The sequence below is a fragment of the Kitasatospora sp. NPDC058190 genome (assembly GCF_042883685.1).
Taxonomy (GTDB): Bacteria; Actinomycetota; Actinomycetes; order Streptomycetales; family Streptomycetaceae; genus Kitasatospora.
Window position 1 is genome coordinate 55,618 of record NZ_JBHVVI010000031.1, and the last position, 21,344, is coordinate 76,961.

19 protein-coding genes and 1 riboswitch are annotated in these 21,344 nt (G+C 72.4%); of the genes, 10 read left to right on the forward strand and 9 right to left on the reverse strand.

What is annotated here, in order from left to right; genetic code table 11:
- Positions 1-55 precede the first annotated feature (55 nt).
- Positions 56-2,224 carry a protease pro-enzyme activation domain-containing protein gene (locus tag ACFVWU_RS16785; protein ID WP_387620898.1) on the reverse strand — a complete coding sequence of 723 codons (2,169 nt, stop codon included), beginning with the start codon at positions 2,222-2,224 and terminating at the stop codon, positions 56-58.
- Positions 2,225-2,488: 264 nt separating this feature from the next.
- Between ACFVWU_RS16785 and ACFVWU_RS16790 the strand changes: the two genes are divergently transcribed.
- On the forward strand, positions 2,489-3,046 hold the full coding sequence (locus ACFVWU_RS16790; RefSeq protein WP_387620901.1) for a CGNR zinc finger domain-containing protein: 558 nt from the start codon (positions 2,489-2,491) through the stop codon (positions 3,044-3,046).
- A 157-nt stretch (positions 3,047-3,203) separates the two neighbouring features.
- On the opposite strand, the gene ACFVWU_RS16795 is transcribed toward ACFVWU_RS16790, so the two are convergent.
- The 3 genes from ACFVWU_RS16795 to ACFVWU_RS16805 all read right to left on the reverse strand — a co-directional run bounded on the left by ACFVWU_RS16795 (position 3,204) and on the right by ACFVWU_RS16805 (position 7,970).
- Positions 3,204-4,703 carry an FAD-dependent monooxygenase gene (locus ACFVWU_RS16795; protein ID WP_387620904.1) on the reverse strand — a complete coding sequence of 500 codons (1,500 nt, stop codon included), beginning with the start codon at positions 4,701-4,703 and terminating at the stop codon, positions 3,204-3,206.
- Positions 4,704-4,853: 150 nt separating this feature from the next.
- Positions 4,854-6,554, reverse strand: coding sequence for a phenylacetic acid degradation protein PaaN (gene paaN / locus ACFVWU_RS16800; protein ID WP_387620907.1), 1,701 nt, complete (start codon positions 6,552-6,554; stop codon positions 4,854-4,856).
- A gap of 150 nt (positions 6,555-6,704) precedes the next feature.
- A complete protein-coding gene (locus ACFVWU_RS16805) occupies positions 6,705-7,970 on the reverse strand; it encodes a hypothetical protein (RefSeq protein WP_387620910.1) in 1,266 nt (421 codons plus the stop codon).
- A 147-nt stretch (positions 7,971-8,117) separates the two neighbouring features.
- Between ACFVWU_RS16805 and ACFVWU_RS16810 the strand changes: the two genes are divergently transcribed.
- A complete protein-coding gene (locus ACFVWU_RS16810; protein WP_387620913.1) occupies positions 8,118-8,705 on the forward strand; it encodes a TetR/AcrR family transcriptional regulator in 588 nt (195 codons plus the stop codon).
- Between the two features lie 66 nt (positions 8,706-8,771).
- On the opposite strand, the gene ACFVWU_RS16815 is transcribed toward ACFVWU_RS16810, so the two are convergent.
- A complete protein-coding gene (locus ACFVWU_RS16815) occupies positions 8,772-9,233 on the reverse strand; it encodes an Lrp/AsnC family transcriptional regulator (protein WP_030278207.1) in 462 nt (153 codons plus the stop codon).
- A gap of 149 nt (positions 9,234-9,382) precedes the next feature.
- Between ACFVWU_RS16815 and pdhA the strand changes: the two genes are divergently transcribed.
- The 3 genes from pdhA to ACFVWU_RS16830 all read left to right on the forward strand — a co-directional run bounded on the left by pdhA (position 9,383) and on the right by ACFVWU_RS16830 (position 12,899).
- Complete coding sequence (gene pdhA, locus ACFVWU_RS16820) at positions 9,383-10,522, forward strand: pyruvate dehydrogenase (acetyl-transferring) E1 component subunit alpha (protein WP_387620917.1); 1,140 nt, start codon at positions 9,383-9,385, stop codon at positions 10,520-10,522.
- An 83-nt stretch (positions 10,523-10,605) separates the two neighbouring features.
- Positions 10,606-11,568, forward strand: a complete 963-nt coding sequence (locus ACFVWU_RS16825) for an alpha-ketoacid dehydrogenase subunit beta (RefSeq protein WP_387620953.1) — start codon at positions 10,606-10,608, stop codon at positions 11,566-11,568.
- 5 nt (positions 11,569-11,573) lie between these two features.
- Positions 11,574-12,899 carry a dihydrolipoamide acetyltransferase family protein gene (locus ACFVWU_RS16830; protein ID WP_387620956.1) on the forward strand — a complete coding sequence of 442 codons (1,326 nt, stop codon included), beginning with the start codon at positions 11,574-11,576 and terminating at the stop codon, positions 12,897-12,899.
- An 81-nt stretch (positions 12,900-12,980) separates the two neighbouring features.
- Here ACFVWU_RS16830 and ACFVWU_RS16835 read toward each other — a convergent pair whose 3' ends face one another.
- On the reverse strand, positions 12,981-13,859 hold the full coding sequence (locus ACFVWU_RS16835) for a pentapeptide repeat-containing protein (protein WP_387620920.1): 879 nt from the start codon (positions 13,857-13,859) through the stop codon (positions 12,981-12,983).
- Between the two features lie 30 nt (positions 13,860-13,889).
- Between ACFVWU_RS16835 and ACFVWU_RS16840 the strand changes: the two genes are divergently transcribed.
- A complete protein-coding gene (locus ACFVWU_RS16840) occupies positions 13,890-14,888 on the forward strand; it encodes an FAD-binding oxidoreductase (protein ID WP_387620959.1) in 999 nt (332 codons plus the stop codon).
- On the opposite strand, the gene ACFVWU_RS16845 is transcribed toward ACFVWU_RS16840, so the two are convergent.
- Complete coding sequence (locus ACFVWU_RS16845; protein WP_387620923.1) at positions 14,889-15,431, reverse strand: NUDIX domain-containing protein; 543 nt, start codon at positions 15,429-15,431, stop codon at positions 14,889-14,891. It abuts the gene before it with no gap.
- A 188-nt stretch (positions 15,432-15,619) separates the two neighbouring features.
- Positions 15,620-16,000 carry a phage holin family protein gene (locus tag ACFVWU_RS16850; RefSeq protein WP_387620926.1) on the reverse strand — a complete coding sequence of 127 codons (381 nt, stop codon included), beginning with the start codon at positions 15,998-16,000 and terminating at the stop codon, positions 15,620-15,622.
- Positions 16,001-16,108: 108 nt separating this feature from the next.
- On the opposite strand from ACFVWU_RS16850, the gene ACFVWU_RS16855 reads away from it, so the two are divergent.
- Both ACFVWU_RS16855 and tenA read left to right on the forward strand, forming a co-directional pair.
- Positions 16,109-16,426: a cupin domain-containing protein gene (locus ACFVWU_RS16855; protein ID WP_387620928.1), complete on the forward strand. Its 318-nt coding sequence runs from the start codon at positions 16,109-16,111 to the stop codon at positions 16,424-16,426.
- A gap of 17 nt (positions 16,427-16,443) precedes the next feature.
- Positions 16,444-17,115 (forward strand): thiaminase II, encoded by a 672-nt coding sequence (gene tenA, locus ACFVWU_RS16860; RefSeq protein WP_387620930.1) that lies wholly within the window; start codon positions 16,444-16,446, stop codon positions 17,113-17,115.
- Positions 17,116-17,178: 63 nt separating this feature from the next.
- Here tenA and ACFVWU_RS16865 read toward each other — a convergent pair whose 3' ends face one another.
- Complete coding sequence (locus ACFVWU_RS16865; protein ID WP_387620932.1) at positions 17,179-18,471, reverse strand: hypothetical protein; 1,293 nt, start codon at positions 18,469-18,471, stop codon at positions 17,179-17,181.
- Positions 18,472-18,738: 267 nt separating this feature from the next.
- On the opposite strand from ACFVWU_RS16865, the gene ACFVWU_RS16870 reads away from it, so the two are divergent.
- A complete protein-coding gene (locus tag ACFVWU_RS16870) occupies positions 18,739-18,939 on the forward strand; it encodes a DUF5326 family protein (RefSeq protein ID WP_380608924.1) in 201 nt (66 codons plus the stop codon).
- Between the two features lie 162 nt (positions 18,940-19,101).
- Positions 19,102-19,237, forward strand: a riboswitch (TPP riboswitch).
- The gene (thiC, locus tag ACFVWU_RS16875) at positions 19,232-21,046 is read left to right on the forward strand and encodes a phosphomethylpyrimidine synthase ThiC (RefSeq protein ID WP_387620934.1); all 1,815 of its coding nucleotides are present in this window, start codon (positions 19,232-19,234) and stop codon (positions 21,044-21,046) included. Its footprint overlaps the riboswitch before it by 6 nt.
- Positions 21,047-21,344 lie beyond the last annotated feature (298 nt).

Here is a 21,344-nt window from a genome sequence, read left to right on the forward strand (position 1 = left end):
CGGCGCCGCCCCGGCGGGGGTCTCGGTGGTGCTCGGTGGAGCTACCGGCCGGTGATCACTTGACGTTCAGCGCGACGTCGTCGATCACGAAGCTGGTCTGGTTGGAGCCGTCCTCGGTACCGGTGAACTTGAGGGTCACGGTCTGGCCGGCGAAGGAGGTCAGGTCCAGGGTCTGCTGCACGTAGCCGGAGGCTGCGTTCACGTTGGACCAGGTCTTCAGCGTGGTGTTGTTGGCCTGCAGGGTCAGCGTGTCGTACGCGGTGCTGCCGGTCTCCGCGGTGTCGATGTGCAGCCAGAAGGTGAGGGTCGCGGAGGCGCAGCCGGTCGGGACCGTGACGGTCTGCGACAGGGTGTCGGTGTGGGTGCTGCCGTAGCCGTCCAGCCAGGCCTTCCAGCTGCCCGAGTGGGCCGGCTGCGAGGTGCTGTTGTCGATGACGCCCGAGGAGGTGGTCCACGGGGCGGCGGTGCCGCTCTCGAAGCCGCCGTTGCCGATCAGCTGGGCGGCGGTGCAGCCGCCGGTGGGCGGCGGGGTGGTGCCGCTGCTGCCGCCGAGCAGGGCGGTGGTCAGGGCGTCGGCGACCGGGGAGCCCCAGCCGGTGACCTGGTCGTAGCCGGCCTTGGCGGAGAAGTCCTGGTTGGCGCCGGTGGTCACGTCGTGGAACGTGCTGCCGTAGCTGCTGCTGTTGGCGACCGAGTACAGGCGGGGGCTGGCCTCGCCGAGGACCGGCTGCCCGGCGGCCTTGGCCTTCTGGTTGAACTGGGCCGCGTAGCCGGACCACAGCGGCGCGGCCGCGCTGGTGCCGCCGTAGACCTGCCAGGCGCCGGCCGTGTAGATCGAGAAGCCGCTCTGCGGGTCGGCGTTGGAGGCGACGTCCGGCACGGTGCGCATGGTGCCGCTGACACCGGTGCCGGTCTGCCAGCTCGGCTTGTTGAACACGGTGGAGACGCCGCCGCCGGCGGTGCTCCAGGCGCTCTCCGAGGAGTAGGTGTTGCCGCTGGTGACCTTGAGGTTGGTGCCGCCGACGCCGGTCTGGTGCGGGCTGGACGCCGGGAAGTCGACGGCCTTGACGGTCGAGCCGCTGGTGGAGCGGGTGCAGTCGCGCGAGCCGTCGTCGCCGGAGGCGGAGAAGATCGAGATGCCCTGGGCGGCGGCCTGCTTGAAGGCGTTGTCGACCGCGGTCATCGAGGCGGCGGTGGTGTCCGGCTCGCAGGAGCCCCAGGAGATCGAGATGACCGAGGCCTTGTTGTCGGCCACGATCTTGTTGGCCATGTCGATCTCGCCCTGGTCGTTGTTCGGGGCCTCGTAGATCAGCTGGGTGGCCTTGGGGGCCGCGCCGCGGACGATCTCGCTGTCCAGCTCGACCTCGCCCTGGCCCTGGCCGGGCGCGGAGTCGTAGTTGGCGCCGTCCACCGAGACGGTGGAGACGGCCGGGCCGGTCAGGCCGAACTGCGAGTCGTAGGTGGTCAGGTCCGAGGACGTGTAGCCGTCGAACTCCCAGAGGGCGACCGTGGTGCCGGTGCCGTCGGCGCCGGTCTTGTTCAGGTTGTAGGCGCCGGTGTACTGGGCCGGGCTCATGCCGCTCGGGGTGGCGGTGGCGGCGCTCGGGGTGACCGCGTTGGGCTTGGCCAGGTGGGTCTTGCGCACCGCGTGGTTGTCCAGGCCGCTCACGCCCTGGACCACGGTGGCCAGGTCGGCGGGGATGGAGGCGGCGTCGTCGTTGGCGAAGAACGCGCGCTGCAGCTGCGGGTCGACGTAGGAGCTCTCGTGGGTGCCGAAGGCCTGCGAGATCTGCGCGGCGGTGCCGTGGGCGTTGACCACCTGGCGGTTGGCGCTGACGTCGCCGACGGTCAGGCCCTGCGCGGTCAGGTAGGCCTTGACCTTCTCGACGTCCTGCTGGGCGGGGCCGAACTGGGCGGAGAACTGCTCGGGCGTCAGGTACTTGCCGAACTGCGGCGAGCCGGGCGTGGTGACCGCGGTGAGGAAGCGGTCCAGGGCGTCGGCGTTGCGCAGCTTCAGGCTGACGGCCACCGAGATCTGCTGCTCGGCCGGGACGTCGCCCTTCTTCTCCGAGTGGGCCACCGCGGGGTTCACGGTGTTCGGCAGGGCGACGCGCGGGGTGGCGTGCGGGGCGGGGGCGGCCTGCGCGGTGGAGACGCCGAGCGAGACGGCGGTCAGCGGCAGGACGGCTATCGCCGCGGCGAGGGCAAGGGTGCGGGGGCGCAACGGATCCTCCTCTGGCCGGCTGTGGGGGCCGGCAAGGGGCCAGGGCGTTCCGGGGTAGAACGCTGGCTAGAACATGACAGAACAAGTCCGTTGATTGGATCATGACCAAGTAATTCGTTGCTAAAAAACAGTCAACTGTGGACCCCCGGAAGGCCGGTGGTTCCATACAGTGAATGGCCGGAATTCCGGCGCCGGTCCATACCAATTCGCGGTGCGGGGCGCGGTCGTAGAATCGGGCGGAGCCGAGGGAGAGGGACGACTGACGTGACGGCAGACCCGAGGGACCCCCGACCGCTGATCGGTGAGCCGCTCGCGCTCGACCTGCTCAACACGCGCTGGGCCGGGACACCCGTCAACGATCTGCTCACCGGCGTCGAGGAGTACGGGATCTGGCTCTCCAGCAACGGGCTGAGCGGGCGCTGCGCGGCCGACGAGGCCGGGCTGGCGGCGATCCGCGAGACCCGCGAGGCGATCCGGCTGGCCGCCCAGGAGGCCCGTGGCCAGGGCGAGTTGAGCCCACGGGCGCGCGAGGGACTGGACGCGGTGCTGGCCCACGGGCGGATCCGGCGGACGGCCGGACCGGGCGGGGCCGAGGACCGGGTGGAGGCCGACCGGCCGGAGTGGCTGGCGCCCTGGCTGGCGGTGGACGACTTCCTGACGCTGCTCGGGCAGGGCGCGCGCCGGGTGAAGCAGTGCGCACACGAGGCGTGCATTCTGCATTTCTTCGACGCCTCGCAGAACGGCCGCCGGCGGTGGTGCCGGATGGCGGTCTGCGGGAACCGGGCGAAGGCGGCGCGGCACTACGTGAAGGCGCGGGGTTAAGGGACGACCGAACGAAGGGTCGGCGGGTGCGGGCCGCCGCGCGGGGCGCGGTGGCGCGCGGTCCGGGGCCCGTGGCCCGGGTGCGGGTCCGCGCCTTCCGCTGCGCGCGGATCCCCGCGCCCCTGTCGGGGCGCGGGGATCAGGGACGGACGGGCGATCAGGCCTCGGCGACCCCCGCGCCCAGCCAGGTGGTGAGGGCGTCCCTCAGCTCGCCCTGGCCGGGGTCGACGGCGGCCCAGGCGACGTAGCCGTCCGGGCGGATCAGCAGGACGGTGTCGGCCAGCTTGCCGTGCGGGTCGGCGGGGGCGGCGGAGACCATGCGGTCCGCCCAGGGCTCGGCGGCGGCCAGCTCGTCGTTGCTGACCAGCACGAACCGCCCGGCGCGCAGCGCCTCGTAGAGCCGCTCGGGACCGGCCGGGGCGCCCTCCTCGGGCTTGCTCAGCGCGGTCAGCCGCAGGTCGGGGACGCGCTTGCCGACCTGCGGGTGGGCGCCCTTGGGGGCCGGGTAGGAGATCTCGATGCCGGAGACCAGCCGGGCGCCGCGCTCGCTGAACAGGTCGAGGTGGCTGCCGAGCGCGGTGAGCGCCCCGCGCAGGGCGCGGGTGGGGGCGGACTCGGCGAGGGCGATCCGGATCAGCGCGCCCGAGGTGCGCAGCACCGTCTTGCCGACCGGGTGCCGTTCGGTCTGGTAGGTGTCCAGCAGCGCGTCGGTGGCCCGGCCCTGGAGGGCGGCGGCGAGCTTCCAGGAGAGGTTGGCGGCGTCCTGGAGACCGGTGTTCATGCCCTGGCCGCCGGCCGGGGAGTGGCAGTGGGCGGCGTCGCCGGCCAGGAAGACCCGGCCGGAGCGGTAGTTGGGGGCCTGGCGCTCGTCGCTGTGGAAGGTGGAGCTCCACCGCACGTCGTGCAGGCCGTAGTCCTCGCCCTGGGTGGCCAGGACGATCGCGGTGAGCTGCTCGGGGGTGGGGGTGGCGCCGTCGGTGTACTGCTCGTGGCGGTCCCAGGCGATGACCCGGTACCAGCCGTCGCCGAACGGGGCGATGAAGGAGAAGCCGCTCTTGTTGGCGCCGACGGCGATCGCGTCGGCGGGCTCGCGCTCCAGCCGGACGTCGGCCAGCAGCACCGAGTCGACCACGGCCTCGCCGGGGAAGGGGATGCCCAGCAGGTCGCGGACCGCGGAGCGGACGCCGTCGGTGCCGACCGCGTACCGGGCGCGGTGGGCCTGCCCGTCGCGGGTCTCCAGGGTGACGCCCTCGGCGTCCTGGCGCAGTCCGGTGACCTCGGCGCCGCGCACGATCGTGGCGCCCGCCTTCTCGGCGCGGTCCTGGAGCAGCCGTTCGACGTTGTACTGCGGGGTGATCAGGACGAACGGGAAGCGGGTGGGCATCGGGCTGAGGTCGATCACGGCGCGGTTGAACATCCGCAGCGAGCCGAGCGGGCGGCCGGTGGCGATGAGCTCGTCGGCCAGTCCCCGGGCGTCCAGCAGCTCCAGGCTGCGGGCGTGCACGGCGAAGGCGCGGGTCAGGTTGGACTCGGCGGTGCGCTTCTCCAGGACGGTGACGCCGACTCCGGCGGCGGCGAGGTCGCCGGCCAGCAGCAGTCCGGTCGGTCCGGCACCGACGATGACGACGTCGGTCTCGGTCGTCGGCTTCACGGTCATGTATTCAGCTCCCGTTGTTCGGAGGGCGGTTGGACGCCGTTTCCGGCGCTCTCCCAGCCTCCATCATCCCGGGCCCCGCGATCGCTGTGAACCGCCGGTCCCCCGGTGGCCGATGACCACCGGGGGACCGGGTACCGCCCGTGCGCCGGCTCAGCTGTGCCGGCGGATCTCCACCGTGCGGAACCGGTTGGCGACGAAGGCGCCGTCGCAGTAGGCCGAGTTGGCGGCCGGGTTGGCGCCGGTGCCGTGCAGGTCGGAGAAGGCGGCGGTCTGGTTGGGGTAGACGCCGCCGGTGAGGTTGAGCGAGAGCGAGACGCCGGCGTCCAGCGCGGCCTCGACCAGCAGGGCCTCCACCTCGGGCGAGGTGGTGTAGCCGGAGGCGGTCATCGCGCCCTTCTCCCGGACGGTGGTGCGCAGCAGCTCCACGGCGGCGGGGGTGGACTCGACGGCGACGGCGAAGGAGACCGGGCCGAAGCACTCGCTGCGGAACACCGAGCGGTCGTCCGGCTTGTCGGCGTTGAGCTTGATCAGCGCGGGGGTGCGGACGGTCGCGCCGGGGAAGTCGGGCGAGGTCACCGCGCGCGGGGCGAGGGCGAGTTCGCCGTACTCGCCGCCGGCCGCGGCGGCCGAGCGCTGCAGCACGCCCGGGTTGACCACGGCGCCGAGGATGGCGGCGGCGCGGGCGTCGTCGGAGAGCAGGCCCTCGATGGCGGCGGCGAGGTCGGAGACCACCTGGTCGAAGGACTTGTCGCCCTGGTCGGTGCCGATGCCGCCGCGCGGGATCAGCAGGTTCTGCGGGGTGGTGCACATCTGGCCGCTGTAGAGCGAGAGCGCGAAGGCCAGGTTGCCGAGCATGCCCTTGTAGTCGTCGGTGGAGTCGATCACCACCGCGTTGACACCGGCCTTCTCGGTGTAGACCTGCGCCTGCCTGGCGTGCTCCTCCAGCCAGTCGCCGAAGGTGGTCGAGCCGGTGTAGTCGATCATCTTGATCTCGGGCCGCACGGCGAGGGTCTGGGCGACGGTGCCGCCCTCGTGCTCGGCGGCGAGGCAGACCAGGTTGGGGTCGAAGCCGGCCTCGGTGAGCACCTCGCGGGCGATCGCGACGGTCAGCGCGAGCGGCAGCACGGCCCGCGGGTGCGGCTTGACCAGCACCGGGTTGCCGGTGGCCAGGGAGGCGAACAGGCCCGGGTAGCCGTTCCAGGTGGGGAAGGTGTTGCAGCCGATGAGCAGCGCGAGGCCGCGCGGCACGACGGTGAACTCCTTGGTCATCACCAGCGGCTCGCGCTTGCCCTGCGGCTTGGTCCAGCCGGCCTGCTCGGGCAGCCGGGTCTGCTCGGCGTACGCGTAGGTGACGGCCTCCAGGCCGCGGTCCTGGGCGTGCGGGCCGCCGGCCTGGAAGGCCATGCCGTAGGCCTGGCCGGTGGTGTGCATGACGGCCTGGGCGAACTCGTGCGAGCGGGCGTTGATCCGGTGCAGGATCTCCAGGCAGACGGCGGCGCGCTCCAGCGGGGAGGCGGCGGCCCAGCCGGGCTGGGCGGCGCGCATCGCGGCGATCAGCGCGTCCGGGTCGGCGTGCGGATAGGTGATGCCCAGCTCGACGCCGTACGGGGAGGCCTCGCCGCCGACCTGGTCGCCGTCGGTGGGGTGGCCTTCCATGGCGAAGGGCTTGCCGAGCAGGGCGTCGAAGGCGGCCTTGCCGTCCGCCGGGCCGGTCTCGCCGTAGGCCTTGGGGAACTCGGGGTACGGGGACCAGTAGTCGCGCTTCGCGGCGGCGGCGAGCGCGGCGTCCAGGGTGGCCTGGTGGCGCTCGACCAGCTCGCTGACGAGGGGGTGGGTGACCGCTGCGGACATCTGTGCGCTCCTCAGAGGGGAGGACGGGACACCTCACAGAGTAACCGAACGATCGGTCGGCTCAAGAGGGTGCAGGGGTCGGATCCCGACAGAAAAGCAGGGGGCGCGTCCTCGGCGGACGCGCCCCCTGCTGCTTCGTGCGCGTCGTGGTTACGGCACGCCGAGCTCGAAGAGGACGTACCCGGCGTACCAGCCGGAGGCCACCGCGCCGGTGCCCAGCACGGCGGCCAGCACCGGCCAGCTGAGCTTGCGCATCCCCACCGCGAGCGCGATGAACAGTGGGAACGCCGGCAGCAGGTAGCGCGAGACGTTGCCGAAGATGCCCAGGCTGCCGAGCACCGAGACGATCGTGGCCAGCGTGTAGGCGGTCAGCACCAGCGGCGGGCGCAGCCGGATCAGCAGCACGATCAGCACCGGCAGGCTGAACACGATCAGGGTGGCCAGCAGGTCCGGCACCGGGAAGGCGAAGGGGTAGTCGCTGCGGCCCAGCAGCACGCCGCGGATCGAGTGCCAGGTGCCCTGGCCCCAGTCGAAGTAGTGCAGCCAGGCGTCGTGCTGCAGCCGGAAGTAGCCGCCCCACTCGCCGGTCCGCCAGCCCACCCAGGCCACGTAGCCGAGCAGGCCGACCGGGGCCAGCAGCATCGCCGCCAGCGGGCGCAGCACGCCGCTCTCCCGCCGGTACAGCTCGACCAGCGCGGCCAGGCCGACCGCGCCGATCAGCGCCGCCGCGGTCGGCCGGTTGAGCCCGGCGATCAGGGTGATCACCCCGGCCGTGACCCACTGCCTGGTCATCACGAAGTAGCAGGCCCAGGCGGCCAGCGCGACGAACAGGGAGTCCGAGTAGACCGCCCACTCGGCGCCCGAGCCCGGGGCGATCGCCCAGATCCCGGCGGCGATCACGCCCGCCCGGGGGCCGGACATCCGGTCCACCACGGCGTAGATTCCGGCGGCGGCGAACAGCGAGGCCAGGATCGAGACCAGCATCCCGGCGCCGTACAGGCCGAGCCCGGTGACGTCCGAGGTCAGCCGCATCAGGCCCGGGTAGAGCGGGAAGAAGGCGGCCGAGTTCTGCTCGATGCTGAAGCCGGGCTGCCCGCCCGGGACCGGGATCAGCGCCGGGTGGTAGCCGAACTGTGCGACCTGCTGGTACCACCAGCCGTCCCAGCTGGCCAGCACGTCCCAGGTGTTGGCGCCGCCGCCGAACCGGGCCGGCTTCTTGGCGTAGTCCCCGGCGAAGGAGAGCAGCTTCATGAACACGGTGAAGCCGATCAGCTTGAGCACCGCGTAGCACCACACGGCCGGGCCGAAGCGGACCACCAGCGCGCGGGCGCGCTCCTGCCAGGTGTCCGGGACGCCCTCCGGCTCCTCGCTGCGCTGCTCGGGCACGTCGGAGGAGACTGCCGGTATTGCGTTCATCAGCGGTGGACCCCAGCCTGCTGGACGTGGACGATCGTCCGCCGAAGTCTAGGCGGTCCGTACCGGGCCGGGCATGGACCGAGCGGCCCGGTACGGACCGACCGACCCGATCGCGTGGGGTCCGGGGCGGCCGGGGATACTCGGAGGATGGCCGACCACACCACGCGCACCGCCTACACCGTCGAGTCGCTGCTCGCGGTGACCGTCGACGTGTTCAACGAGCGCGGTTACGACGGCACCTCGATGGAGGACCTGTCCCGGGCGGCCGGGATCTCCAAGTCCTCCATCTACCACCACGTCCGCGGCAAGGAGGAGCTGCTGCGGCTGGCCGTGGGGCGGGCGCTGGACGGGCTGTTCGCGATCCTGGCCGAGCCGGCCGCGGTGCAGGGGCCGGCGGTGGAGCGGCTGGAGCACGTGGTGCGGCGCACCGCCGAGGTGCTGCTGGCGGAGCTGCCGTACGTGACGCTGCTGCTGCGGGTGCGCGGCAACACGGCCACCGAGCTGTGGGCGCTGGAGCGCCGGCGGGACTTCGACCACCAGGTCGCCGAGTTGCTGCGGGCGGCGGTCGCGGACGGCGCGCTGCGCGCGGACGTGGAGCCGCGGCTGGCCACCCGGCTGTTGTTCGGGATGATCAACTCGATCGTGGAGTGGTACCGGCCGGGGCTGAAGGCGGCCGACGGGGTCGCGGACGCGGTGGTGCACCTGGCCTTCGACGGGCTGCGGGCGCGCACCTGACGGTTGGCGCGCACCTGACGGCTCGCGCGCACCTGACGCTTGGCGCGCCCCGGAGGCGAAGGGCGCCTAATCAGGCGGCACCTGGTCGGTCTCCTCGAACACCAGCATGGTTCGTGTGCCAAGTACCTGTGGGATGGACTGGATCCGGTTGAGCACCAGCTCCCGCAGGGCGTGGTTGTCGGCGGTGTGCACCAGCAGCAGTACGTCGAAGTCCCCGCCGACCAGGGCGATGTGGGCGACCCCGGGCAGTTCCAGCAGCTGCTCGCGCACGGTGCGCCAGGAGTTCTGGACGATCTTCAGGGTGATGTACGCGGACGCGCCCTGACCGGCCCGTTCGTGGTCCACCCTGGCAGTGAAGCCGCGGATGATGCCGTCCTCGACCATCCTGGAGATCCGGGCGTACGCATTGGCCCGGGACACGTGGACCCGCTCGGCCACCGAGCGGATCGAGGCGCGACCGTCCTGCTGCAGCAGCCGCAGGATCGACCGGTCGACCCGGTCGAGTCTGGACATCTGTTCAGCCGACATGACCCCCCACCCTCACCGATTGGACGCACTGCCACCAGTCGACCCCCGCACAGGCCGAATGTCCACCACCTTGTCACGGTTCTGGTCAAGATGAACAGACGACCGAACAATCGGTAGGGAGCCCCCGCCACCCCAGGAGGTGCCCCGAGATGACCGTTCTCGACCACAGACACCACACCGCGGTGCCCGGCTGGCTGCCCGGAGCCACCGCCCCGCGCACCGATCCGGCCCCGCTCCTCCCGGACGTCTCCCCCGTCCGGGTGCTCGGCACCCCCGCGCTGGAGAAGTACGACCCGGCGCTGCTGCGCGAGCTCTACCGCCGACTGGTGGTCGGCCGCCGCTACAACCAGCAGGCCACCACCCTCACCAAGCAGGGCCGCCTCGCCGTCTACCCCGCCTCCACCGGCCAGGAGGCCTGCCAGGTCGCCGCCGCGCTGGTGCTCGGCGAGCGCGACTGGCTCTTCCCCAGCTACCGCGACACCCTCGCCGTGGTCTCCCGGGGCGTCGACCCGTTGGAGGCGCTGACCCTGCTGCGCGGCAACGCCCACACCGGCTACGACCCGCGCGCCAGCCGCACCGCCCCGCTCTGCACCCCGCTCGGCACCCAGGCGCCGCACGCCGTCGGACTGGCGCACGCCGCCCGGCTGCGCGGCGAGCCGGTGGTCGCGCTGGCCATGCTCGGCGACGGCGGCACCAGTGAGGGCGACTTCCACGAGGCGCTGAACTTCGCGGCCGTGCTCCGGGCCCCGGTGGTCTTCCTGGTGCAGAACAACGGCTACGCCATCTCCGTCCCGCTCAGCGCCCAGTCCGCCGCGCCCAGCCTGGCCCACAAGGCCGTCGGCTACGGCATGCCCGGCCGACTGGTCGACGGCAACGACGCTCCCGCGCTGCACTCCGTGCTCGGCGAGGCGGTCGACCGCGCCCGCAGCGGCGAGGGCCCGACCCTGATCGAGGCGCTGACCTACCGGATCGAGGCCCACACCAACGCCGACGACGCCACCCGCTACCGCACCGAGCCCGAGGTGGACGCCTGGCGGGAGCACGACCCGATCCTGCTGATGGAGCGCGCGCTGCGCGAACTCGACGTGCTGGACGACCAGTTGGTGCAGGAGGCGGCGGACGAGGCGGAGGCGCTGGCGGCCCGGATGCGGGCCGAGTTCCACGCCGACCCGGAGCTCGACCCGATGGCGCTGTTCGCCCACGTCTACGCCGAGCCCACCCCGCAACTGCGGGAGCAGGCCGCCCAGTTGTCCGCCGAGCTGGCCGCCGAGGCCGAGGTGCAGCACTGATGTCCACCGCTTCCCACCCGTCTCCCACCCCCACCCTCGGCCGAGCCGCTGCGGGGCACCCCTCTGGTGTACGCACCGCGTCGATGGCGCAGGCGCTCAACTCCGCCCTGCGGGACGCCATGCGCGAGGACCCGACGGTGCACGTGCTCGGCGAGGACGTCGGACGGCTCGGCGGCGTCTTCCGGATCACCGACGGGCTCACCGCCGAGTTCGGCCCCGAGCGCTGCCTGGACACCCCGCTGGCCGAGGCCGGCATCCTCGGTACCGCGATCGGCATGGCGATGTACGGGCTGCGCCCGGTGGTCGAGATGCAGTTCGACGCCTTCGCCTACCCGGCGCTGGAACAGCTGTTCTCGCACGTCGCCAAGATGCGCAACCGCACGGCGGGCAAGCTCCCGCTGCCGATCACCGTGCGCATCCCCTACGGCGGCGGCATCGGCGGCGTCGAGCACCACAGCGACGCCTCCGAGGCCTACTACACCAGCACCCCGGGCCTGCACGTGGTCACCCCGGGGACGGTGGCGGACGCGTACGGGCTGCTGCGCGCCTCGATCGCCTCCGACGACCCGGTGGTGTTCCTGGAGCCCAAGCGGCTCTACTGGGGCAAGGCCGAGTTCGACCCGGCCGCGCCGGTCGAGCCGATCGGCCGGGCCGTGCTGCGGCGCACCGGCACCTCCGCCGTACTGATCACCTACGGCCCCTCGCTGCCGGTCTGCCTGGAGGCGGCCGAGGCGGCGAAGGCCGAGGGCTGGGACCTCGCGGTGCTGGACCTGCGCACCCTGGTGCCCTTCGACGACGAGACGGTCACCCGGGTGGTGCGCTCGATCGGCCGGGCCGTGGTGGTGCACGAGGCGAGCGGCTTCGGCGGCACCGGCGCGGAGATCGCCGCGCGGGTCACCGAGCGCTGCTTCCACCACTTGGCCGCGCCCGTGGTGCGGGTCACCGGCTTCGACATCCCGTACCCGCCGCCGATGCTGGAGCACCACCACCTCCCCGGGGTGGACCGGATCCTGGACGCGGTCGCCCGGCTGCAGTGGGAGGACTGAGGATGATGCCCGTCGTACGGGAGTTCAGGCTGCCCGACCTCGGTGAGGGACTCACCGGGGCGGAGGTGGTCCGCTGGATGGTCGAGGTCGGCGAGGTGATCGCGGTCGACCAGCCGGTGGTGGAGGTCGAGACGGCCAAGGCCGTGGTGGAGGTGCCCTGCCCGTACGGCGGGGTGGTCACCGCGCGGTACGGCGAGCTCGGCGAGGAGATCGCCGTGGGCGCGCCGCTGGTGACGGTCGCGGTCGCGGGGGCGCCGACGGAGGGGGCTGTTCCCGAGGCGCCGGTCGCCGCGGCCGCCGCTGAGGTCGAGCGGCCGTTGGTGGGGTACGGGGTCGTCGAGAGCAAGGGCGGGCGGCGGCGTCGGGTCGGGGCTCCGGCTACGGCTGCTGCTGCGCCGGTTGCGGTCGCCGCTGCTCCGGCTCCTGCCGCGCCTGCCGCGCCCGCCGCTCCGGCCGCTCCGGTCGTGGTGCCGGTGATCTCGCCGCTGGTGCGGCGACTGGCCCGGGAGCAGGGGGTCGATCTGGCCGCGCTCGCCGGGAGCGGGCCGGACGGGCTGATCATGCGCGCGGACGTCGAACGGGCGGTCGCGGCCAAGGTGGCGGTCCCGGCGGTCGCCGCGCCCGCCGTCGCTCCGGCGGCTCAGGAGGGTGTCGTCCCGCTGCGCGGACTGCGCAAGGCGGTGGCCGAGAAGCTCAGCCGCAGTCACCGGGAGATTCCCGCCGCGACCTGCTGGGTGGACGTCGACGCCACCGAACTGATGGCGCTGCGGCGGCAGTTGAACGCGACGCCGGGCCCGAAGGTGAGCGTACTGGCGTTGCTGGCCCGGATCTGCACGGTCGCGCTGGCGCGCTTCCCCGAGCTCAACTCCAGTGTGAACGAGGACGGTTCGGGCATCATCCGGCATTCGGCGGTGCACCTGGGCTTCGCCGCACAGGGCGAACGCGGCCTGGTCGTCCCGGTGGTGCGGGACGCGCACGCCCGCAGCACCGAGCAACTCGGCGAGGAGCTGGGCCGGTTGACCGAAGCGGCCCGTAAGGGCTCGCTCACCCCGGCCGAACTGACCGGCGGCACCTTCACGTTGAACAACTACGGGGTGTTCGGCGTGGACGGCTCCACCCCGATCCTCAACCACCCCGAGGCGGCGATGCTCGGGGTCGGCCGGATCGTGGCCAAACCCTGGGTGTACGGCGGTGAGTTGGCGGTGCGCGAGGTGACGCAGCTGTCGTTCACCTTCGACCACCGGGTCTGCGACGGCGGGACGGCCGGTGGGTTCCTGCGCTTCGTCGCGGACTGCGTCGAGCAGCCGGGGATGCTGCTGCGGCAGCTGTGAGCGGGCGGCTGTGAGTGGACGGCTCTGATCAGGGCGGGGGCCTGATCAGGGCGGGGTCGCCCTGGGTGTGCTGCTCGGCACTCAGGGCGACCGCCGATCGAGCGAGAGTAGCGCGTTCCCGGGCCGGGTGTCCGGGCTTCGCGTGATTCGTCGGATGAGCAGTTCGGGCGTGCCACGCTGCCTAGGCGTCAGCAGAGACAAGCCAGGTGGTGGCGCAGGCCGGCCGGAGGCGAAACGATTCTCTTGGGTACTCGAAACGTAGCGGTGAAGTCCCGTAGAACACTCCTGATCCGCACCAGGCACGGCTCGGCGGGGGCCGCCTCCGTCCCGGGCCTGCCGGAGCTGCCGCCCGAACCGGCGGTGGCGCAGGCCCCGATCGAGGCGCAGTCCGTCCGGCCGCCGATGCCGCTGGACCCGCCGGACCTCCCCCCGCTGGTCGCGGCGGACGCGCCGACGGCCGTCCTGCCACCGGTGACGGACCTCGCGGAGACGGCCGCGCCCGCGCTCGGAGCCGCGCCCGTCATGAGCCCCGCGCCTGTCCACCCGGTGATCCCGGACCGGCCCGCCCAGCCGCCGGCCGTCCCCGCGCCGAGCTACCCCGAGCCGCCCTCGACCACCGGCACCGCCTTCGCCTTCCAGCCCCTGTTCGCCGATGCTCCCAGCCTCAACTGGGCTGGACCGGGCGACAGTTGGAGCGAGGCCTGGGCCGCGCAGCCATCCGCCTGGCACCTCCCGGCCGAGCTCCCCTCCGGGCAGATCGGCGCCGCACAGATCGGCGCCGCACAGATCGGCGCCGCACAGGTCGGCGCCGCACAGGTCGGCGCCACGCAGAGCAGCCCCGCCGCCGAGCTCCCCCTGACCGCACGGGACGTCGAGCTGATCCGGGCCAGCCTCGCGGTGGTCGAGCCGGTCGCCGACCGGGCCACCGCGTACTTCTACGCGCTGCTCTTCCTGCACCATCCCGAGGTCCGCTCGCTCTTCCCGGCTGCCATGGACGTCCAGCGCGACCGGCTGTTCCGCGCCCTGCTGTCCGCCGCCCGCGGCGCCGAGGACCCGGCGGCGCTGCGCGTCGGGCTGAGCGCGCTCGGCCGCGGTCACCGCCGCTACGGCACCCTGACCGGCCACTACGCCCCGGTGGGGGAATGCCTGGTGCAGGCGCTGGCCAGGTACGCGGGCGGCCGCTGGGACGCCGACACCGAGCTGGCCTGGCGCCGGGCCTACCGACTGATCTCCACCATCATGATCGAGGCCGCCGAGGAGGCCGCCCGCACCTCGCCGCCCTGGTGGCAGGGCGAGGTGGTTCGGCACGAGCGCCGCACCCGGGACGTCGCGGTGGTCACCGTCCGCCCGGACCAGGCGTACCCGTTCCGGGCCGGCCAGTACTGCAGTCTGGAGACGCCTTGGTGGCCGCGGGTCTGGCGGCACTACTCCTTCGCCGCCGCGCCCCGTCCGGACGGGCTGCTGACCTTCCACGTCAAGGCCGTCCAGGCGGGCTGGGTGAGCAACGCGCTGGTGCACCGGGCCGCGCCCGGGGACGTGCTGCGGCTGGGCCCGGCGGCCGGCGAGATGACCGTCGACCACGGCGCCGGCGCCGATCTGCTCTGCCTCGGCGGCGGCACCGGCATCGCGCCGATCCGCGCCCTGGTCGAGGAGGCGGCCGAGCACGGTGTGTCCGGCCGCAGCGTCGAGGTGTTCTACGGGGCCCGCCGCGCCGCCGAGTTGTACGCGCTGGACGGGCTGCGCGAGCTGGCCGCCCGCAACCCCTGGCTGACCGTGCGGCCGGTGCTGTCCGGCGCCGGGTCGGGCGAGGGTGCGCTGACCGGTGAACTTCCCGAGGTGGTGGGCCGGTTCGGCTCCTGGGCGGGCCGCGACGCGGTGCTCAGCGGGCCGCCCGCGATGGTCCGCCGCGGCGTCGAGGCGCTGCTGCGGGCGGGTGTGCCGGCCGGGCGGATCCGGCACGACCTGGTGGGCGACCTGGCTTCCCGGTGATCACCCCAGGTCGGGTGCGAGGAGCGCGCGGATGCCCTCGATGTTGGCCGCCAGGTACGCCCGCAGCTTGGGCGGGACGACGTTCACCGAGGTCACGCCCTCGCGGGTGAACGGCAGCCGGACCACCTCGTACTCGCCGTTCGGGTCCGACACCTCGGGCCCGTGCCGGCGGCTGAGGTCCATCGAGGCCAGCCGGCAGACGAAGAAGTGCTGCACCTTGACCCCGTGCGGGTGCAGCAGGGTGCCGTCGTCGTGGTGGGTGTGGCTGATGGTGTCGACGAAGGCGGGCACCACGTCCACGACCTTGCCGCCGAGTTCCTCGTCCACCTCGCGGTGCAGCGCCTCGACGACCGTCCGGTCGTCGCGCTCGACCCCGCCGCCGGGGGTGATCCAGTACGGGTGCGCCGCCCCGGGCCGGACCCGTCGGATCAGCACGATCGAGGCCGGGCCGTGCGGATCGTCCGGGTCCAGCTCCAGCAGGATCGCCCGGGCCGTGCGCTTGACGACCGGGCGCGGTGGCGGGGTGCGGTTGTCGGGGCCCATGGCGACCTCCGGGGCTGGAGCGTTGTGCGGGAGTCTCCCGCACCGGGCGGGGATCGAAACGCCGACCGGTCGGGTGCATCCGTTCGGCGTTCCGAACGACGAAGGGGCCCGGACCGGGTGGAGCCACCCGGTCACGGGCCCCTTTCGCATCCGTGCGCGGGCCGCTTCGGATCCGCGCACGGCGGTGGTCAGTCGTCGTCCAGGGCCAGGTGCAGGCCCCAGGCGACCAGGCTGATGATCAGCGAACCGACCAGTGCGGAGCCGAAGTTGACCACGTGGAAGTCCAGCGACAGCTTGGTGGACGCCCAGGAGGTCAGCAGCAGCATCAGGGCGTTGATCACGAAGGTGATCAGGCCGAGCGTGAGGATGAACAGCGGGAGCGAGAACAGCTTCACCACCGGCTTGATCAGCCAGTTGATGACGCCGAAGACCACGGCGACGGCGAGCACCGTCAGGGCCTTGTGCTGCCAGTCGGCCCTGCCCTCGCCGAGCTGGATGCCGCTGACGATCCAGGCGGCGACCCAGATGGCCGCCGCGTTGATCAGTGTCTTGATGACGAAACCCTTCATGCGGCCCAAGCCTGGCAGGCGCCCAGCCCGGGGGGAAGCTCCCGTCGGACGAGTTGGTGTTGAATGCACCTGGTCCACGCGGTGGACGGACGAGGGAGGACGGCAGCGGTGAAGCTGTTCCGGCTGGACGAACTGGACGCCGAGCGGGCGGCCAACGACGGCGCGTACCTGCGCTTCCTGCGCGAGCCGCGGATGTCCGCCGGGCTGTACGCGCTCTCCCCCGGCGACACCGACCCGCAGACCGCGCACGAGCAGGACGAGATCTACCAGGTGATCAGCGGCCGCGCCGAGCTGACCGTCGGCGCCGAGACCGCGACCGTCGCGCGCGGTACCGTGGCGTACGTGCCGGCCGGCACCCCGCACAGGTTCCACCACATCACCGAGGAGCTGCGGGTGCTGGTGGTGTTCTCCCCGCCGGAGGACTGAGCGCTTAGGGTCGCAGCATGAGCACCAGGACCCTGACCGAGGAACTCTGGGCGTCGATCGAGCCGGTCTACGCCGAGATCCTCGCCCATCCCTTCATCGGCGGCCTCACCGACGGCACCCTGCCGCGCGAGGCCTTCCGCCACTTCGTCGTCCAGGACTCGCACTACCTGCGCGACTACGCCCGCGCGCTCGCCGTCTGCGCTGCCAAGGCACCCGGCGAGGCGGACGTCCGGGCCTTCGCCGGCGACGCGGTCGGCGCGCTGGCCGCGGAGCAGGGCATGCACGCCGAGTTCCTCACGGCCTTCGGCGGCACCGCCGAGGAGGCCGCCGCCGAGCCGGTGCTGCCCACCACCCGGGCCTACACCAGCTACCTGCTGGCCACCGTCTACGGCGGGTCCTTCGCCGAGGCGCTCGGCGCGGTGCTGCCCTGCTACTGGATCTACGCCCGGGTCGGCGAGGCGCTGCTCGCCCAGGGCTCCCCCGACCCGCTGTACGCCAAGTGGATCGCCACCTACGGCGACGAGGCCTTCCAGTCCGTGGTGCGCCGGGTGCTGGCGCTCACCGACCGGCTCGGCGAGGAGCTCTCCGCCGTTGAGCGCCGCAAGGTGGTCGAGCACTTCGTCACCACCTCGCGCTACGAGTGGATGTTCTGGGACGCCGCCTGGCGCGGGGAGCGCTGGCCGGTCTGACGTCCGCGCGGCAGGGGCCCGCCGTCCGGAGGTGCTCGGACGGCGGGCCCGGCGCCGGTTCGCTCAGCTGGTGGTGAAGTAGCCGGTCAGGTCGGTGATGACGTCCACCGGGCCGCCGTGGTTGTGGATGGAGTAGGTGCCGTCCGCGGCCACCCCGGTGGTCGCGGAGTTGGCGACGGTCAGGCCGGGGTCGACGTTGACGGTGGAGGTGTCGGGGACGGTGTTCCCGCCCGGGAACACCGTGAGGTGCCCGGGGCTGGAGACGTCGGTGACCGTGGTGTTGGCCTCGACGGCCGTGACGTCCGGGGTGGAGCCGTCGGAGGCGACCGCCGGGACCTGCTCGGTCGAGTAGGCCGCCAGCGGCGACCCGGTGACGCGGGTGTCGGAGGTCCGGACGGGCGTCTTGAGGGCGCGGAACAGGCTGGTGCCCGAGGGGCCGTAGTAGCCGACGAGGTCGACGATCACGTTGACCGAGCCGACGTGGTTGTAGATGTCGATCGTCCCGTTGGCGCCGACCGGCACCACCACCTGGTTCGGAACGGTCCGGCCCGCGAGGAAGTTGACGTTGGAGCCCTGGTACGGGCGACCCGCCGGCCCGTCCGGGTAGACGGTCAGGAAGCTGTTCATGGTGGGGTCGGTGGCGGTGACGTTGAGGACCACCGCGTGGGCGTCGGCCGTGCCCAGCTCGGGCTTGGCGACCTGGATCGTCCGGACCGAGCCCCAGCCGAGCGGGCCGGTGCCGTCGGTGCGGCTGTCGGCGAGGCGTGTCGGGGTCAGCGCGGTGTGCCGGTCGGTGGCGGCCGGGCGGTAGAAGCCGACCACGTCGAGGACCACGTCGGTGGTGCCGGCGCTGTTGAAGACGGTGATGGTCGGTCTGGTGCCCGGGGTGACCGCGACCGTGACCAGGTTGGAGACCGTCTGGCCCGGTGCGAAGTTGAGGCTGGAAGCGGCCGGGCTGCTGCCGGGCGCCCCCGGGGCGGCGCTGAGCGAGAGGTAGCCGTTCGCGGTCGGGTTGGTCGCGGTCACGTTGATCACCACGGCCGTGGTGTCGGCGGGCACCACCGGGTAGGTGGTGGGCGGCATGTGGGAGCTGAACGCGACGAGCGGGGTCGTGTAGTACTCCTGCGCGGCGAGCGGGCGCACCATGCCGTTCGGGACGTTGTAGGCCTCGCGGGTGTCCAGGACGCGGGTCGGGCTCATCCCGACGAAGCCGCCGGCGGCGGTGACGTTGTCGCCCCAGGCCGTCGATGCGGCCGGGGCGGCCGGAGCGGCGAGGGCGGGGGCGGCGGTCAGGCTGAGGGCGCTCAGGCTGAGGGCGCTCAGGACGGTCAGGGTGGTGGTGCTGCGGACACGCATGTCTGGTTCCCCCGGTGAGGCTGTCGTACGGGCTGTTCCGAAAAGCTCGGCACCTGTTGGACACCTGAATCCGCGCTGGGTTGTAGGGCCGGCGGAAGGATTTTTTCGGGGGTCTCCCCGGGGGTGGGGATCGGGGTGATCTCGGGGTTCTCTCCGGGCCGTTGGGCCTCGTTCCGGGGCTGCGACCACCGTACGATCGAAGCATCGAAAGCAAGCGGGATGCGGCACCGAGTCGGCAGCCGGCCCGAGGGGAGAAGAGGAACCGACATGGCTGAGCTCTGGAAGTCGCTGCCCTCCTGGGTGCGCAACATCGTCATCCCGGTGCTGGTCCTGGTGCTGGCGTGGAACATCATCGCCTTCGTCTTCGGCGTGGTCGGTGCCCTGCTGAGCATCCTGATCAAGCTGCTGGTCGTGGTGGGCATCGCGGCCGCCGTGGTGATCCTGGTGAAGAAGGCCGCGAAGAGCTGAATCCGCTCCGCCGCGCGGACCGCGGCGGAGCACCCCGGAGGCCCGGCACCCCGTGAGCGGGGGCCGGGCCTCGGCCTTTTCGGCCGGATTTTCGGTTCGGAGGCCTTCTGGACCTGCGGCGATCGGCTCGCTACGGTGTTGGGCGTCATGTGCAGGCAACACCGCCTGCGACGCGGGAGCTCGGAGCACCGGGCTGAGAGGGCGCTGACCGGAACGTCGACGGACGGACCGACGGCTGCGTCGACCGCAGGAACCTGGACCGGGTAATGCCGGCGTAGGGAGTAGAGGTCAGATGACCACGTTCGAAGCACAGCCGCAGTCTGCCCAGAGCACCCCCAGCAGCGAGCGCACCGGCTACCCGACCCCGGCCTGGCGCAAGGCCTACCGGGACGGGTCCCGCCCGGACCTGCGGGTGCCCTACCGCGAGGTGCAGCTCACCAACGGCAGGACCGTGCCGCTGTACGACACCTCCGGCCCGTACACCGACCCGGCCTACGAGCCCGACGTGCGGCGCGGCCTGCCCGCCCTGCGCGACGCCTGGATCCGCCAGCGCGGCGACGTCGAGGAGTACGACGGCCGCGAGGCGCGCCCCGAGGACGACGGGATCAAGCACACCTCGCCGCGCGGCGGCAACCTGCGCAACCTGGACGCCGTCTTCCCCGGCCGACCGCGCCGACCGCTGCGCGGTCGCGGCGGTGTGGCCGTCACTCAACTCGCTTACGCCAAGCGGGGCGTGGTGACGCCGGAGATGGAGTTCGTGGCGCTGCGCGAGGGTCTGGAGCCCGAGTTCGTGCGCGACGAGGTGGCCCGCGGCCGCGCCGTCATCCCGGTGAACGTGAACCACCCCGAGGTGGAGCCGGCCATCATCGGCACCAACTTCCTGGTGAAGATCAACGCCAACATCGGCAACTCCGCGGTGACCTCCTCGATCGAGGAGGAGGTGGAGAAGATGACCTGGGCCACCCGCTGGGGCGCCGACACCGTCATGGACCTCTCCACCGGCCGCAACATCCACACCACCCGCGAGTGGATCCTGCGCAACTCCCCCGTGCCGATCGGCACCGTGCCGCTCTACCAGGCGCTGGAGAAGGTGGACGGCAAGGCCGAGGACCTGAGCTGGGAGGTCTACCGCGACACCATCATCGAGCAGTGTGAGCAGGGCGTCGACTACATGACCGTCCACGCCGGCGTGCTGCTGCGGTACGTCCCGCTCACCGCGCGCCGCAAGACCGGCATCGTCTCGCGCGGCGGCTCGATCATGGCCGCGTGGTGCCTGGCGCACCACAAGGAGAACTTCCTCTACACCAACTTCGAGGAACTCTGCGACATCCTGGCGAGCTACGACGTCACCTTCTCGCTCGGTGACGGCCTGCGCCCCGGCTCGATCGCGGACGCCAACGACGAGGCGCAGTTCGCCGAGCTGCAGACCCTCGGCGAGCTGGGCCGGATCGCCCGCGAGCGCGACGTCCAGGTGATGATCGAGGGCCCGGGCCACGTCCCGATGCACAAGATCAAGGAGAACATGGATCTCCAGAAGGAGATCTGCGACGAGGCGCCCTTCTACACCCTCGGCCCCCTCACCACCGACGTCGCCCCCGGCTACGACCACATCACCTCGGGCATCGGCGCCGCGATGATCGCCTGGTGGGGCACCGCGATGCTCTGCTACGTCACCCCCAAGGAGCACCTGGGCCTGCCCAACCGGGACGACGTCAAGACCGGCGTGATCACCTACAAGATCGCCGCCCACGCCGCCGACCTCGCCAAGGGCCACCCCGGCGCCCAGGCCTGGGACGACGCCCTCTCCGACGCCCGCTTCGAGTTCCGCTGGGAGGACCAGTTCAACCTGGCCCTCGACCCGGAGACCGCTCGCGACTTCCACGACGAGACCCTCCCCGCCGAACCCGCCAAGACGGCCCACTTCTGCTCGATGTGCGGCCCGAAGTTCTGCTCGATGAAGATCTCCCAGAAGATCCGCGACGAGCACGGCGACGGGTCGACGGCCGTCTCCAGCGAGTTCGACGCCGACGCCGAGGCCGGCATGCAGGCCATGTCCGAGGAGTTCAAGGCCCAGGGCAGCCGGGTCTACCTCCCGCTGGCCGACTGACATTCGAGGGTGCCGCTCCGGGTCGGTCCACAGGCCCGGAGCGGCACCCTCGCTCAGTGGAAGCGTTGCGGCGGAGCACGACGCCTCACCGTTCGGGAGCGCGTGCTCATCAGCCCCGGGAAACTCGCCGAAAGAACTTCCGCGAACAGCGATGAGTTCTCGACGCGGCCCCGGTCTACCCCTGTGAAAGCGACAACGCGACCACGGAGGAGACACCGAGATGACCGAGAACCTGGGCGAGCTGACCATCACCCGTGAGCTGCCGGGCGCCCCGGCCGCCGCGTTCCAGGCGTACATC